Source organism: Vibrio sp. H11, assembly GCF_004804295.1.
Lineage (GTDB): Bacteria > Pseudomonadota > Gammaproteobacteria > Enterobacterales > Vibrionaceae > Vibrio > Vibrio ostreae.
On sequence record NZ_SSHN01000004.1, the window covers coordinates 323,672 to 339,077 of the forward strand.

12 protein-coding genes and 1 tRNA gene are annotated in these 15,406 nt (G+C 50.0%); 11 read left to right on the forward strand and 2 right to left on the reverse strand.

Translation table 11 applies throughout. The features are described 5' to 3' along the window. Window positions 1-113: 113 nt before the first annotated feature. From E6C74_RS08500 to E6C74_RS08510, 3 genes are all read left to right on the forward strand, one after another. Window positions 114-1,646, forward strand: coding sequence for a bifunctional GNAT family N-acetyltransferase/carbon-nitrogen hydrolase family protein (locus E6C74_RS08500; RefSeq protein WP_136484275.1), 1,533 nt, complete (start codon window positions 114-116; stop codon window positions 1,644-1,646). Between the two features lie 328 nt (window positions 1,647-1,974). Next, window positions 1,975-2,457 carry an oxidoreductase gene (locus E6C74_RS08505; RefSeq protein WP_240798150.1) on the forward strand — a complete coding sequence of 161 codons (483 nt, stop codon included), beginning with the start codon at window positions 1,975-1,977 and terminating at the stop codon, window positions 2,455-2,457. Between the two features lie 24 nt (window positions 2,458-2,481). Next, on the forward strand, window positions 2,482-4,407 hold the full coding sequence (locus E6C74_RS08510; protein ID WP_240798151.1) for a bifunctional diguanylate cyclase/phosphodiesterase: 1,926 nt from the start codon (window positions 2,482-2,484) through the stop codon (window positions 4,405-4,407). A gap of 102 nt (window positions 4,408-4,509) precedes the next feature. Here the strand turns inward: E6C74_RS08510 and E6C74_RS08515 are convergent, their stop codons facing one another. Further along, window positions 4,510-5,265, reverse strand: coding sequence for a ferredoxin--NADP reductase (locus tag E6C74_RS08515; protein WP_136484399.1), 756 nt, complete (start codon window positions 5,263-5,265; stop codon window positions 4,510-4,512). A gap of 172 nt (window positions 5,266-5,437) precedes the next feature. Between E6C74_RS08515 and E6C74_RS08520 the strand changes: the two genes are divergently transcribed. The 7 genes from E6C74_RS08520 to E6C74_RS08550 all read left to right on the forward strand — a co-directional run bounded on the left by E6C74_RS08520 (window position 5,438) and on the right by E6C74_RS08550 (window position 14,022). Next, on the forward strand, window positions 5,438-5,917 hold the full coding sequence (locus E6C74_RS08520) for a thioesterase family protein (RefSeq protein WP_136484276.1): 480 nt from the start codon (window positions 5,438-5,440) through the stop codon (window positions 5,915-5,917). Between the two features lie 95 nt (window positions 5,918-6,012). Continuing rightward, window positions 6,013-6,633 (forward strand): LysE family translocator, encoded by a 621-nt coding sequence (locus E6C74_RS08525; protein ID WP_136484277.1) that lies wholly within the window; start codon window positions 6,013-6,015, stop codon window positions 6,631-6,633. 274 nt (window positions 6,634-6,907) lie between these two features. Next, window positions 6,908-7,540: a recombinase family protein gene (locus E6C74_RS08530; RefSeq protein ID WP_136484278.1), complete on the forward strand. Its 633-nt coding sequence runs from the start codon at window positions 6,908-6,910 to the stop codon at window positions 7,538-7,540. 293 nt (window positions 7,541-7,833) lie between these two features. Next, entirely contained in the window at window positions 7,834-9,717 is a 1,884-nt protein-coding gene (locus E6C74_RS08535; RefSeq protein ID WP_136484279.1) for a beta-glucoside-specific PTS transporter subunit IIABC, read from the forward strand. Window positions 9,718-9,728: 11 nt separating this feature from the next. Next, window positions 9,729-11,168, forward strand: a complete 1,440-nt coding sequence (locus E6C74_RS08540) for a 6-phospho-beta-glucosidase (RefSeq protein WP_136484280.1) — start codon at window positions 9,729-9,731, stop codon at window positions 11,166-11,168. Window positions 11,169-11,304: 136 nt separating this feature from the next. Next, window positions 11,305-12,291 carry a LacI family DNA-binding transcriptional regulator gene (locus tag E6C74_RS08545; protein ID WP_136484400.1) on the forward strand — a complete coding sequence of 329 codons (987 nt, stop codon included), beginning with the start codon at window positions 11,305-11,307 and terminating at the stop codon, window positions 12,289-12,291. Window positions 12,292-12,612: 321 nt separating this feature from the next. Further along, window positions 12,613-14,022: a hypothetical protein gene (locus E6C74_RS08550; protein WP_136484281.1), complete on the forward strand. Its 1,410-nt coding sequence runs from the start codon at window positions 12,613-12,615 to the stop codon at window positions 14,020-14,022. 161 nt (window positions 14,023-14,183) lie between these two features. Here E6C74_RS08550 and E6C74_RS08555 read toward each other — a convergent pair. Beyond that, window positions 14,184-14,260 (reverse strand) — tRNA-Arg (locus E6C74_RS08555). Window positions 14,261-14,462: 202 nt separating this feature from the next. On the opposite strand from E6C74_RS08555, the gene folD reads away from it, so the two are divergent. Further along, the gene (folD, locus tag E6C74_RS08560) at window positions 14,463-15,320 is read left to right on the forward strand and encodes a bifunctional methylenetetrahydrofolate dehydrogenase/methenyltetrahydrofolate cyclohydrolase FolD (protein WP_136484282.1); all 858 of its coding nucleotides are present in this window, start codon (window positions 14,463-14,465) and stop codon (window positions 15,318-15,320) included. Window positions 15,321-15,406: the final 86 nt, after the last annotated feature.

The window sequence follows — 15,406 nt, forward strand, 5'->3', positions numbered from 1 at the left end:
TTCTCAGGACAAGAGCGCGTTAAAATTAGCCACAGCGCTTGAATTGACCTAACAACTTGTTCAGTATGGATTAAATAACGGAAAGAATAAGAAGCCACTGAGGAATAAAGTGCATGAGTAGCGATACACCACGTTTAACATTACGTGTGATAGAAAAAAGCGATTACCCCGAACTAGCAGAACTGATGGATTTGGTTTTCCATGATGTGGGTGGGGCCTGGCCACGCATGACCATTATGGACTTGATCCACCAGTTCCCTGATGGTCAGATATGTATTGAAGACAACGGTAAAATCATCGGTGCCGCACTCACCATCAAAGTCGACTACAACCGCTTTTCCCTCCCTCACGTCTACACTGACATCATCAACGAACACAACGTCATCCAACACAACCCCAACGGCGATGCCTTGTACGGGCTGGATGTTTTCGTTCACCCGGATTATCGCGGCCTGCGTCTCGGCCGACGCCTGTATGCCGCACGTAAAGAGCTGTGCCGCAGCGACAACCTGAAAGCCATTCTGGCCGGCGGACGTATTCCCGGTTACATCAATTACGCGGATTCGATGAAGGTGACCGACTACATTGAGAAGATCAAACGCCGTGAGCTGTACGATCCGATCTTGTCGTTCCAACTCGCCAATGACTTCGACGTCAAACGTATGATGCGCCATTACCTGCCGGAAGATGACAGCTCGCGCGGTTATGCGACGTTACTGGAATGGGACAACGTTTTTTATGAGGAAGATGTTCATTCGATCCACGATATCGAAAAAACTCTGATTCGTATCGGTATCATCCAGTGGCAGATGCGTGCCATGTTAAGTGTTGAAGACCTGATGGATCAGGCGGAGTTTTTTGTTGACTCACTCTCCAAGTACCAGGCGGATTTCGCCCTGTTCCCGGAGTTTTTCAACGCCCCGCTGATGGGATTGCAAAATGACCAAAACAGCGTAGAAGCGATTCGTTTTCTGGCATCGTTCACCGACGAAATTAAAAGCCGCTTCTCGCGTATGGCGGTCGAGTACAACATCAACATCATCGCAGGCAGCATGCCGGTGATGCAGGATGGCCAGCTGTATAACGTGGCTTATCTGCTGCATCGTGATGGCTCTATCGACGAACAGTACAAGATTCATATTACTCCGCACGAAAAACGTGACTGGGTAATCGACGGCGGCAACCAGGTCCAGGTGTTTGATACTGATGCCGGCCGGGTGGGGATTTTGATCTGTTACGACAGTGAGTTCCCCGAGTTGGGACGTATGTTGGCCGAACAGGATGTGCAAATCATTTTCGTGCCGTTCTGGACTGATACTAAAAACGGATACCAACGTGTTCGTCTGTGCGCTCAGGCGCGTGCGATTGAGAACGAATGTTATGTCGCGATTGGCGGCAGTGTGGGTAACCTGCCCCGGGTCGACAACGTTGATATTCAATATGCCCAGTCAGCGGTATTTTCACCATCCGACGTGTTCTTCCCGCACGATGCGACCATTGCTGAAGCCAGTCCCAACACGGAAATGATCATCTTTGCCGATGTGGATCTCGACAAACTAAAGCAACTGAACACTGAAGGCTCAGTGACTAATATTCGCCACCGACGTCTCGATCTTTATGGAAGTTTCACCCAGCCCAAATCCTGATAATTGATTGACGACGTTCACATAATTCTAACAAAGTATAACGAACGGAATTTATAACATTCCGTTCGTTTTTTTCAATTTGGGAACCAAAATATAATTACAATCATTATATTAGGTTCACGCTTGTGTAAAATGCAACCGGCTTCGCAATTTGCAAAAACAAAAAACCTTAAAAATCATAGCGTTATACCGTTCACCACTTAAGAGTTATAGACTATGCTCACTCTTGCATTAGGTTTTGAATCCTTTTATAAGAATCAGTTAATAGAAAACCCAAAACCATCACCCCTGAAAATACCATCTATTGCTGTTCGTTAAGGAGCCCAATATGAGCACATTTAAACTTTTTCGTCCGTTCATAGCTGCGCTGCTATGTACCTGTTCTGCATTGAGTTTCGCCAATGAAAACGATGCAATCCTGACCGTAAATGATCACGGCAAGAAAGCCTATTTCACCCTTGAACAGCTATTGGCTCACGCAGATCAGGAGATCATGACGGATACGCCATGGACCCAGGACAACACCAAGTTTGTCGGGGTATCCGCCCAAGAATTACTGAAGCTTATCGGACGAGATAATGCGGATCTGAAAGTGGTCGCATTGAATAATTACTGGTCAACCATTCCCTACAGTGATATCGAAAAATACAATCCACTGTTCGCGGTGAAAAAAGATGGCGAAGTGATGAGTGTGCGCGATAAAGGGCCAATCTGGGTTATCTATCCGCTGACGGATTTTGACGAACTGAACAATGAAGTTCTGCACAGCCGTATGGTTTGGCAAGTCAGCCAAATTGAAACGATGAACTAACTGCCGACAGGATTGAGTTTATCTGTGAATATCAGCCGTCATATTGCATTTTATATCGTATTTGTTTTTGGACTGTTTCTGTTTTCCATCTGGACACTGATTTCATTCCATAATACCTATAACCTGCTGACTAAACATACCCAGCTGTCCGCCTGGTCTCTGTCCCAGCTGGAGATAGAGACCTTGGAGTTTTCCAATCAGCTGGATCTGTTTTTGCTGCGCGACAGACGCTCGTTACGTCAACTCAATCTTAAGTACGATATTCTGTGGAACCGTTTCGATACCTTTCTGACCAGTGATGAAACTGAAGCGGTTCGCCTGCAGGGCAGCGCTCAACCTATCATTTCCGCTGCGTTCGACATCCTACGTAAATATGAAGCAGCAGTCATTGCTGGCAGAGTCGAAGCGCTCAATCAGTTTTCTGATGAACTGAAGTCATACATGCCGCTGATTCGCAACCTGATCATTACCACCCTGACCGGGGAAGAATCAGTGCGCAGCCGCGCCATTATTGAAGAGAACAAACAGACGGTTCTGTACAACATGGCGTTGATTTTGGTGGTTCTGGCCTACCTCTCTTTTCGGGTCTATCGCGATACCCGCTACCAAAAGTTCATGGCCTGGCACGACCCTCTGACCAAACTGAAAAACCGCAACTATCTGTTAAAGCAGATTCGCAGTCTGGGCAAACAGCGCGCCGATTTTTCACTGGTGCTGCTGGATATTTGCCATTTCCGTGAAATCAATGACGTGATCAGCTATGAATACGGTGACCGGATTCTCAGTGATATCAGCCATATCATCAACCAACACGCTGAGCATTATCAACTGCTGTGCGCGCGGGTTGGCGCAGACCAGTTTGCTATTGTGGTTGACCGTCTCGATATCAATCTTGATATGTTCATCGCCAGCCTGCGCAGTGAACTGGATAGTAAACTGCAATTTCTCGACCCTTCACGCCGGATGCACATCGCGATTGGTATCGCATCCAGTGATCAGGTTGAACACACTCACCCTCAGCAGAGTAAAAAATTCAGTGTCTTACTCAACAATGCCGATTTAGCGTTAAACGTAGCGAAGAAAAACGCCGCACAGCGGATCATCTACTTCACCAAAGAACGCGATCTGGCACACCGTAAAAAACGCGAACTGTGTGATGAACTGGAAGTGTTGCTGTCCATAGACGATCAACAGCAACTGTTTATGGTCTACCAACCGATAATCAATCCGGGCTGTGCACGTCTGGGATGCGAAGCTCTGTTACGCTGGGATCATCCGACCTACGGTTTCATTAATCCGGAGTACCTGATTCGCATTGCTGAGGAATCAGGCCAGGCCAAAGCTCTGGGGCGCTGGATTATGGAGCAGGTTTATCGGGCTCTGTCCACCGACTGGCATCACTTCGATGCGCGGATTGATGTCGCGATCAACCTTTCAGACTCGCTGTTTGATGAAGAGTTGCCTGAGTTGGTGCAGGAGATTTTTAGCAGAGAGAAAAACTATCTCGACTCGATTGTGCTGGAAATTACCGAAACCATGACACTGGATGAAATTGACCGCAGTGTCAGTATTATCCGCCGTTTGGAAGATCTCAATATTCGTCTGGCTCTGGATGACTTCGGAACCGGTTGGTCATCCCTGTACAACCTCAATCATTTACGTTTCAACAAGCTGAAAATCGACAAATCGTTTGTGCGTGATTTATGCACCATGGACCAACAGAAATTCTTTATCTCTGCCATCGTGACTCTGTCCCATCAGTTAGGCATTAAAGTCGTCGCTGAAGGGGTCGAAGATGAGATCCAACTGCATCACCTGCAGCAACTGGGGGTCGACGAATACCAGGGCTACTACTTTTCCAAGCCCATCAGCAAGCAACTGTTTGCTCTGTTTAGCCAGCAGTATTTCGCCAACCCCCGGGAGAAAGTGCTAAGCAGCCACTACGCGTAACTACTTTAAGCGACTGATTCCGTTGTGAGAGACTAATTCCGTTTTGAGAGACGGATGCAATAGCGCTCTATTTTCTGCTCGTCGCTTTCTAATCATCGCTTTTTACCAGTAGCGTTCATGAATGATATTGCCGCCAGTAGCCTGACGATAGCGTTCCAGGCCCTGGTTTTGCAGTGACTTAATCGTGTCTTTAATCATATCCGGATTGCCGCATAACATGGCAAAGCTGTGCTGTGGTGACATCCGGACTCCGGCTGCATCTTGCAGCGCAGCGCTGTCAATCAGAGCAGGGATTCGTCCTTGCAGCGTATTTTCCACCGGCTCACGGCTGACCACCGGATGATAACTAAGCTGGCCCTGATACTCATTCAATAGCTTGTGAATCAAAGCCTGATACGCCAAATCCCGGGCAAGTCGCACCCCATGTACCAAAATGATTCTGCGCGGCGCAAGTTGCCGCCCCTGCAACAAGGAAAGAAAAGGTCCGATCCCGGTCCCCGTCGCTAACAACCACAAATCCTGAGTCTGCTCCGGGACAGAAGCCCGGGTCAAATCGCCGTGCGCACTGTCACCGACCCAGATGCTATCGCCCGCAACCAGAGCCTGCAGCGAGGGAGAAAGTTTCCCTTGTGGCACAGTCGTAATCAGAAATTCATGCCCGTTTTGTGTATCCGGGGCATTAACCAGTGAATACGCACGGCTGATTAACTCACCATCAGCTGTTTCCAGGCCCAGCTTAGTAAACTGACCCGCGACAAAATCCAGTGGGGTATGAGAGACGCGCAATGAAAACAATTCATCGGTCCAGTCAACACGTTCAACAACCTGGGCGCGATGATATCCGGTATGTGAACTCATCATTGTTCCTCCTCACCAGTGAGTGGATCTTCACGTTACGCCTGACACCTAAATATGTAAAGTTTTAAGTTTACATATTTAGGTTAATATTTTGTTAACGACCTCACCGACAACCCTATCCGATAAAGCTTAGAATAATTAGTCTAAATTACCGCTATTAAGGAACCAAGGTATGAACGAGCTGCTGAATGATTTCCCGGTTGTCACTGAGATCCCGGTCGCCTGGGGAGAGATGGATGCGCTGCAACACGTCAATAATGTGGTCTATTTTCGTTATTTCGAAACCGCACGTATCGATTATTTCCACCATATCAATCTGATGGATGAACTCGCCCGTGACAACATAGGTCCTGTGCTGAGCGAAACCCATAGCCGTTACAAGATTCCGGTAACCTATCCGGACACCCTGCTGGTTGGCTCCAGAGTGTGTGATATTCACTCCGACCGCTTTAGTATGGAATATCAGATTGTCAGTAAGAAACTCGGTAAAGTGACCACCACAGGCACAGCGACGGTGGTGATGTTTGATTTTAACCACGGCAGTAAAGCGCAATTGCCGGACAGTATCGTCAGTGCTATTCGCCACCTGCAAGGCTCAGATATTGCCGTTCCGGTACAGAGCCTGAGTGAAAACGATAACGCAGAGCGATAAGAGTAAAAAAACGGCCCGCAACGCATTTGGTATATTGCTTAACCGAGTAGCACGGATTATTGTTGGCCTTTCAATAACATCTTTTAGGCTTTGCTATGAATACCGCCCTGCTCGGCATGTTTATTCCGACCTTTTTCTTTGTTTCTATTACTCCGGGGATGTGCATGACTTTAGCACTGACTCTGGGAATGAGTATTGGCTACAAACGCACCCTGTGGATGATGATTGGTGAACTGGTCGGTGTGGCTGTGGTCGCAGTCTCCGCAGTGGTCGGTATTGCCGCCATCATGCTTAACTATCCGTGGCTGTTTGTGGCCTTTAAAACCGTAGGCGCAGCTTACCTGTTCTACCTTGGCATTCAGATGTGGCTATCTAAAGGCAAGCTGGCCCTCAGTGCAGAAACCGGGACCACTTACCAAGGCAGCCAATGGGGCCTGGTGGTGCAGGGATTTGTCACCGCAATCGCCAACCCGAAAGGCTGGGCATTTATGATCTCGCTGCTGCCTCCCTTTATCGATCAGTCCGCCAGCCTGGCGCCGCAGCTGATATTTCTGGTCTCTATCATCATGCTTTCTGAGTTTGTCTGTATGACGCTGTACGCCACCGGAGGAAAAGGACTGAAACGTGCACTGAGTAAATCCCAGAATGTACGCCTGATGAATCGAATCGCCGGCTCACTGATGATGGGCGTCGGTATCTGGCTTTTTGTCAGCTGATTGCCCCGCATCCCACCAATTTCTCTTGTAACCAGCGGCCCAGGCCGTTGGTTTTGTTTTGCAGCATAGGTTGAGCAGACCAAACATAGGTTAAGCGGAGCAAACATAAGTTAAGCGGACCAAACATAAGTTAAGCGCACCAAACATAGGTTAAGCAGCCATGGTTCCGGCAAATATGCTTCAAGCAAACATGGCTTGATGAAGCGCAGGTTTACATAAGATGACGAAACGGTATATTTATGAGCTATAACATCAAATAGACCCAAGTGCCGTGATGACCCAATATACCTATTCACGCTTTTCTCCGCGAAATCCGGATTTTCAGCGTAATAAGCAAGCGTTGCAGGCTGCGTTTCCCGCAGCGATTCATATCGAAGATTCAGCGCGCGGCCGGATGGCTCCGCTGGAACGACCGGATTTCGCCGCTCTGCTGGCGTCGCTGCAGCCCGGCGATGTATTGATCGTCAGCTGGCTGACGAGTATCAGCCGTGACTTTCAGTTATGTCAGCAAGTGATTGCCCAGCTAATAGAAAAGAGAGTCAAGCTGCAAACCCACCAGCCTGCACTGGTCATCCAGCCTGACAGTGAAAGCGCCACAACCATCTTGGCATTGCTGCAAGGTTACGCATTAGCTGATACCCGCTACAGGCTACAGGCGGCAGAGTTAAGCCGGCAAGTGCTACGCGACGATCCTAAAGCATGGCAGGAAAAATTCCGCGGTCGTCCGGCGGACAAAAAAAAGCACCAGCAGATAGCTGCCTTGTTGTGGGAAGGCAAGACGCTCGACGAAGTCGCACAACGCTGTCAGTGCAGTTTGTCGACCGTGAAACGGGTCAAACGTAAAATCCGCCATTTTGATGAATCCGACTCACTGCGCGACCGGACTAAGAAACCCGCCAACCACTAACGCTTTTTTGGGTGACGTCAAACAATCGCTAATCCGTTGAAAGTCACCCGAAATTAAAACCAAACAATTTCATAACCTTAACTACATTCCTCACGCTTCACACCTCCTCTCTTCACTCTGACTTGACGAAAAAGCGATCAAGCTCGCAGAACAATCGCAATTTGATAGCAGGCACACACTTCACTTTGAAACCGGTTGCAGCAACCGGTTTCAAATTATACGCTGCAACCGGTTTCAAAAAATAAACACAACAGAAACAGCCTACTGAACGTTAAACAAAAAGGTGATAACTCATGGCTACCATCCGAGATTATGCCCAGCTGGCGAAGGACATCCTGTCCCACGTCGGCGGACAAGAGAACATCATTAGTTTTACCCGTTGTGCCACCCGCCTGCGCCTGGTTTTAAAAGAGGTTCCCGATTCTGCTGCCGACCAGATTAAATCCCTGCCCGGTGTCATCACTGTCGTGATCAGTGGCGGTCAGTTTCAGGTCGTCATTGGCACGCACGTTGCCGATGTGTACGAAAGCTTATCAGGCCTGGTTGACCAGAGCCTGCTGCAAAACAGTGACAGCAAGGTGCGTATTTTCGATGCGGTTATCGCATCGATGTCCGCCATCTTTGCGCCGATCATTTTCGTCCTCGCCGCAGCCGGTATTTTGCAGGGCGCACTGATCGTCACCCGCCATTTTGCACCGGGCGTCAGTGAGAGCGGTACCTTCGCGGTGCTGAACTTTATGTCCTGGACCCCGTTCGTGTTCCTTCCTGTGTTCATCGCCATGACGGCCGCCAAACATTTTCGCTGTAACCCTTTTATTGCGGTGCTGTGCAGCTGTGCGTTGATCAACCCGTCATGGGGTGAGATGGCTGCGCAAATCGCCAATGGCGAGCTCATCACCTTCCTGTCGATCCCGCTGGCTAAAACCGTCTATACCGCTTCCGTTTTGCCGCCGATTTTCATGGTGTGGGGCATGTCTTACGTGGAGCGCTTTGCCAAGCGTGTCATTCCTGCCGTGGTCAGCGAACTGTTCACGCCGCTGGTCTGTATGCTGGTGATGGTTCCTCTGACTCTGATCCTGATTGGTCCGGTTACCAGCGCTGCCGCGAGCGGTATTGCAGCAAGCTATAACTGGCTGTTTGATACCTTCCCGCCGCTGGCTGCCGCTCTGGTAGGTGGTGTCTGGCAGATGATCGTGGTGTTCGGTGTGCACTGGGGTATTACCCCCGTCGTCATTTCCAACTTCGATACCTATGGCCGCGACTCCTTCCAGGCCTTTCAGTCAATTGCCGTGATTGCCCAGATGGCCGCTGCATTTGCCGTCGGCTTTAAGTCACGCAATAAACTGTTCAAAACCACCTCGTTCTCAGCAGGTATTACCGGGATTTTTGGTATTACCGAGCCCGCGCTGTACGGTGTCACGCTCCGTCTGAAAAAGCCGTTTCTGTGCGGCTGTATCGGTGGTGCCATTGGCGCTGTCGTCACCAGCCTGTTTGGCAGCTACTACTACGCTTATGCGGGTCTGCCTGGCCTGCTGACAATTGTCAACGCCATCAGTCCGGAGAACCCGATGTCCTTTATCGGTCTGCTGGCGGGTGTTGTGACTGCGATTGTCGTCACCACCACACTGGTGTACATGATTGGGTTTGAAGATCCTCAGTCTGAATCGGACCCGAAAGCAAAAGCGCCAACCAGCGAGTCACAACCTGCTGTGGAACCCGCAGCCAAAGCTCTGACCCTGCTCAGCCCGGCCAACGGAGCCCGTATTGCCCTGAGCTCAGTCAATGACGAAAGCTTTGCGCAAAAGCTGCTGGGTGATGGTATTGCCATCGTGCCAAGTGAGGGATTGATCACCGCCCCCTGTGACGCTGAAGTCTCTTCGGTTATCGAAAGCCAGCACGCGGTCGGGCTGACCTGCCGTAATGGCGCCGAGCTGCTGATCCATGTCGGCCTCGATACCGTCAATCTGAAAGGACAATACTTTAAAACTCTGGTTAGTGTCGGCCAGCAAGTGCGCGCCGGTGATGCCCTGATTGAATTCGACAAACAACCGATTGAACAAGCCGGTTACGATCTCACTACGCCGTTCATTATTCTCAACAGTGACGAGTTTTCACTGCAGTTTCTTGCTGATGACGGTCAGATTTCCACCGGTCAACCTATGATTCAAATGTCTTAACAGGAGTAGTTATGAACAACACATTTCCAAATGATTTTCTCTGGGGCGGCGCGGTCGCGGCACACCAGCTGGAAGGTGGCTGGGACCAGGATGGCAAAGGTGTCAGCGTAGTCGACGTACTGACTGCCGGAGCCCATGGCGTACAGCGTCGTATTACCGATGGCGTGCAGCCGGATGAGCAGTACCCTAACCAGGTCGCGATTGATTTTTACAACCGCTACCCGCAAGACATTGCACTGTTCGCCGAAATGGGCTTTAAGTGCTTCCGCACCAGTATCGCCTGGACGCGTATTTTCCCGAATGGTGACGAAGCTGAACCGTGTGAAGCCGGACTGAAATTCTACGATGACCTGTTTGACGAGCTGCTCAAACACGGCATCGAACCGGTCGTGACCCTGAGCCATTTCGAGATGCCGTATCATCTGGCTAAAGAGCACAAAGGCTGGATGAGCCGCAAGGTGATCGATTTCTTCGTCAAGTATTCTATGACCGTGATTGAACGCTACCAGCACAAGGTCAAATACTGGATGACCTTTAATGAGATTAATAACCAGAAGAACACATCAGCGGATATCTTCGGCTGGATGTGCTCCGGGGTGAAATTTTCTGAATACGAACGCCCGGAAGAAGCCATGTACCAGGCGGTACACCACCAGTTTGTTGCCAGTGCCATGGTGGTCAAGCAGGCCCATGCGCTTAACCCGAATCTGCAGGTCGGCTGTATGTGTGCCATGGTGCCTTTCTACCCGTTCTCTTCCAAACCGGACGATGTGATGCTGGCCGAAGTGGCGATGCGTGACCGTTATTTCTTCTCTGATGTGATGGTGAAAGGTCACTACCCGTCTTACGCCAAACGCGACTGGGCCCTGAAAGGCTATCAGATTGCCATTGAGGAGGGCGATGAAGCCATACTCAAAGAAGGCAAAGCCGATTACATGGGTTTCAGTTACTACATGTCAAACACGGTCGATTCCACGGTGCGTAACTCAAACGGTGAGAGCATGGACGGCAGCAGCGAGTTCTCGGTGAAAAACCCGTATGTGAAAGCGAGTGACTGGGGCTGGCAAATTGATCCGGTAGGCCTGCGCTTCTCTCTCGCTTCGCTGTATGAACGTTACGAAGTGCCGCTTTTCATTGTCGAAAACGGCTTTGGCGCCGTAGACACCATCGATGAAAACGGCGAAATCAACGATGACTACCGTATCGATTATCTGCGCGAGCACATCCGCGAAATGAAAAAAGCAGTCACTATTGATGGCGTTGACCTGATGGGTTACACCCCTTGGGGCTGCATTGACCTGGTCTCCTTTACCACCGGCGAAATGAAAAAACGTTACGGCTTTATCTACGTGGATAAACACAACGATGGCAGCGGCACGCTGGAACGGATGAAGAAGAAGTCATTCCACTGGTACAAAGAGGTGATTGCTTCCAATGGGGAGACTCTCTAATATTACTGACCTGACGCCAAGCCATTTCGCTTGGGGACACAAGCCTTAACCGCAATATGCAGTCAGCACCGCCAGAACAGTCAGCCCCCCGCGACGGTTCTGGCAGGTGTGGCACTGATAATGAATGGAAAACACTATGGTGACCATGCAGGACGTAGCCAGACGAGCTGGCGTATCGAAATCGACCGTATCACGCGTGCTGAACGGCAAAAACATCGTGCGTCCCGAAGTCACTCAGGCGGTATTTAAAGCAATAGAAGAGACAGGTTACCGCCCTAACCTGCTGGCCAGGCAGCTCGCCACGCAAAAGACTCACTTTATCGGCTTTGTCATGACCAACGCGCTGTATAACGGCCCGTATTTCTCCTCTTTGGTCTATCATGCCGCCGCTTTCAGTGAACAACATGGCCACCAGCTGGTTCTCGCCGATGGCAAACACAGCGCCGAAGATGAACGCAACGCAATTAATTTTCTGCTCGATATGAAATGCGCCGGGATTGTGGTTTATCCAAAGTACCTGAGCGACCGGGCACTGACCGAGATTATCCAAGCGACCCCCACCCCGATTACTGTGCTTAACCGCAGTCTGGAACCCTACAGCGTAACCACCGATCACTACCACAGTGCCGTCATGATGATGGAGCATATCCTGCAGCAGGGCCATCGTCGCATCGCCTTTATCCGCGGCAGCAACGGCTCAGTAACCGGAGAGATCCGCTATCAGGCCTATTGTGACCAACTGGCACAGCATGGTTTAACGCCAGATCCTCAACTCATCGTCCAGGGTGACTGGACTCCCGAAAGCGGCTATCACGCTGCACAGCAACTTATCGCCCGCAAGACAGATTTCAGCGCCGTATTATCCGGCAACGATGATATGGCGCTGGGCGCGATGAAAGCCCTGATGGAACTTGGATACACGATTCCACAGGATATCTCGATTGCCGGGTTTGATAATATCAAGATGGGTGAATTTGTCACACCGAGCCTGACGTCCGTCAGCGTCCCGCTGGAGCAGATGATTCAAAAAGGAATTTTACTCGCTTTGGGTGAAAAAGAATCCGCCAACGCGCTTAGCCTTGCCGGAGAACTCAAGATCCGCGACTCAATCGCCGCACGCTAAGCGCCGGTTCAAAATATCAGCCGCAGTGGAAGAGTTTTGCCACTGCGGACATCAATAACTTCCTCCGGCGGAAAAGCTCTGCCACCATCAGATCCCAAAAGCGAAAAAACATAATATTAAATTGATTTTACTGAAATATTTTTCAGGTACGCTTTTTGCTTTCATCTGATCATTATTTGTATTGAGAGACCTCTGATGAATGCTAAGCTAACCATAACAGCGAACTTACTGGCTGCAACCCTACTGACCGGATGTGGCGGCGGTGGCGGTGGCGGCGGCGGCTCATCCAGCCCGGCGCCCGCAACCTTTAACGTGAACTTTGTGCGTCTGGCAAATTCGGCAACGACAGCCAACTCCACTTGCCAAATTTTTGCTGAAACAGCAGATAGAAAAACAATTGGATACAGTGCTCCACCGGCAGACACTTCCGGTCAGGCATTTTCGGTTGTAATTCACAATGCCGACGGCTCGGTCGTAACAACTATCACTGACATCTCGTCAAGTAGCTATCGCTTCAGACAATCATCCGTCCCAAATGGCGGATTTGTGAGCTTTGTCATGCGGAGTGAAACTGGCAGCTATCGTGCAACCACTTTTGCCAAAGATCTTTTGCCTGTGAATTTACAACTTGGTGTGCGCTCATCCGCAGTCAGCACAAACTGTATTGGCTCAACAGCAGTTGCCGAGAATACCTACAATGCCTACATTGAAGACACCAGTGCTCAAGTCGATTACTACGGTTTTAACCATTACAATCAAGACCTGAGCAATTTGGATAGCTATTATAATGTCGGTGGATTCATCGCCGGCGGGCTTGAATTTAGCTCAATTAACAATAAGCGTGTGCTGATTGCTCAATACAGCAATGGCGGTAACAACGGGACACGTGGCGAACTTGGCGCTCTACAAGCGTTTACTCTGGTGAGCCTATCGCAGGTTTCTGAGGATGCGAACGTACCAAATACACTCAATAATGGTGGTGGCACAGCACCCACTCCGCTAACCTGGACCGCACCGCAAGACGCCGATTTGACCTTAAGTTCGGCCAATATGTTCATTCACGAAGGCACCACCGGGGCTTTGCTGTGGCAACCTCTCTCTGCCACTAACGCAACTAGCCCATTCAGTTACGCATCATCGATTGGTGATAATAACTATTATGTAACGATGGAAGGTCAATACAAAGGTTGGGCACTCGAAGGAAGTGAACAACTGAGCGCACCAATGTATGACGTGAGCTCGCCGTTGGCGACTACGCTGCCAAGCGCTTTGGGTAACGTGACAAGCTTCACACCGGATGTTATATCGTGTAGCCTCGCTGATTCCGGTAGCTGTTTTACCGTCGCAGACACCGGGCAAACAGATTACAGTGACACCATTGTGCGAGTTTATCATCGTATCAATAACACCAATGCACAGTACACACTGTATGCTCATTACAATACCGACTTACCGGTCATGAGCTTTGACGGCGATAACGAAAGCCTGCAAGACTACTTATCAAGCGGCAACATTACCGATTCTGAACTGTCGCTGTTCACCGCCGATGCCGACGAAAGCTTCGACAGCTTTATCTACGGTCACAACGGTGCCGATGATATTGCGAGAATCGCAACGGCAACCAGTTCATTTGGCGACGCAATCACCCCGCTCAGCTCAACGCAGCAACACACAGAGTATCGCGATAAACTGAAATACCAGCCGCACACCTGGCTGAGTGCTTCGTTCTAAACTGAAAACAGCGCCTGTGGGCGCTGTTCTTTTATTGCGGTTCAGATTACGCTGATAATTGCCACACCAGTGTCAAACTCAGTCGCTAGCATCACAAAGTTAATCGATGAGCTAGAATGCAAAAGGCCCCGACAGAAACTGCCGGGGCCTTTTTAAATAAATGGCACGCCCTGTAGGATTCGAACCTACGACCACATCCTTAGAAGGGACGTGCTCTATCCAGCTGAGCTAAGGGCGCGCTACAGGGAAAGGATTATACGAGTTCAAATGTGTAAATCAACGGCTTTCACTAACATTCTGTTTCAAATGACTAAAAATTTGTCACTTAGTGGGTAAGCGTTGAAAAACACAACAAAGCAAACGTTTGCTTATAGATGTTATCTCAAATTTCTGCGACAATGCGCGCGAAAATTTTCGCTACGAATGTGTAAAGGAAAGTCATGACCGCTCAAAATATTGATGGGACACTCATTTCTCAAACAGTCCGCTCCGAAGTTGCGGCCCGTGTTAAGGCCCGTACTCAGGCAGGGCTACGCGCTCCCGGACTGGCTGTTGTGTTAGTGGGTGAAGACCCGGCTTCTCAGGTGTATGTCGGCAGTAAACGCCGCGCGTGTGAAGAAGTTGGCTTTGTATCTAAGTCGTATGACTTACCGGCCTCAGCCACTGAAGCCGAGCTGCTGGCCCTGGTTGACCAACTGAACGAAGATCCTGAAATCGACGGTATTCTGGTTCAGCTGCCACTTCCAGCCGGAATTGACAGCACACATGTGCTGGAGCGTATTGTTCCTGAGAAAGACGTTGATGGTTTCCATCCATACAACGTGGGCCGTTTAGCGCAACGCATTCCAAAAATTCGCTCTTGTACGCCAAAAGGCATCATTACCCTGCTGGACCGTTACAATATCCCGCTGCGCGGCAAACACGCTGTTGTGGTCGGTGCATCGAATATCGTTGGCCGCCCAATGACACTGGAACTGCTGCTGGCAGGTTGTACCACCACAACGTGTCACCGCTTCACTAAAGATCTGGAGCACCACGTACGTCAGGCTGACGTTCTGGTTGTCGCTGTGGGTAAACCTAACTTTATTCCGGGCGCCTGGATTAAAGAAGGTGCGGTGGTGATCGATGTCGGTATCAACCGTCTTGATACCGGTAAACTGGTTGGTGATGTGGAATATGATGTTGCGCGCAGCAAAGCCAGCTTCATCACTCCGGTACCAGGCGGTGTGGGTCCGATGACGGTTGCCAGCCTGATTGAGAACACCATGCTGGCGTGCGAGCAATACCACACCAAGTAAGTGCCGTATCTCAGTCGGTCGATGTCCGAGTCAGCGCTGCGGCGCTGAACAGTAAAAAAGCACCCCAGCATGGCTGGGGTGCTTTT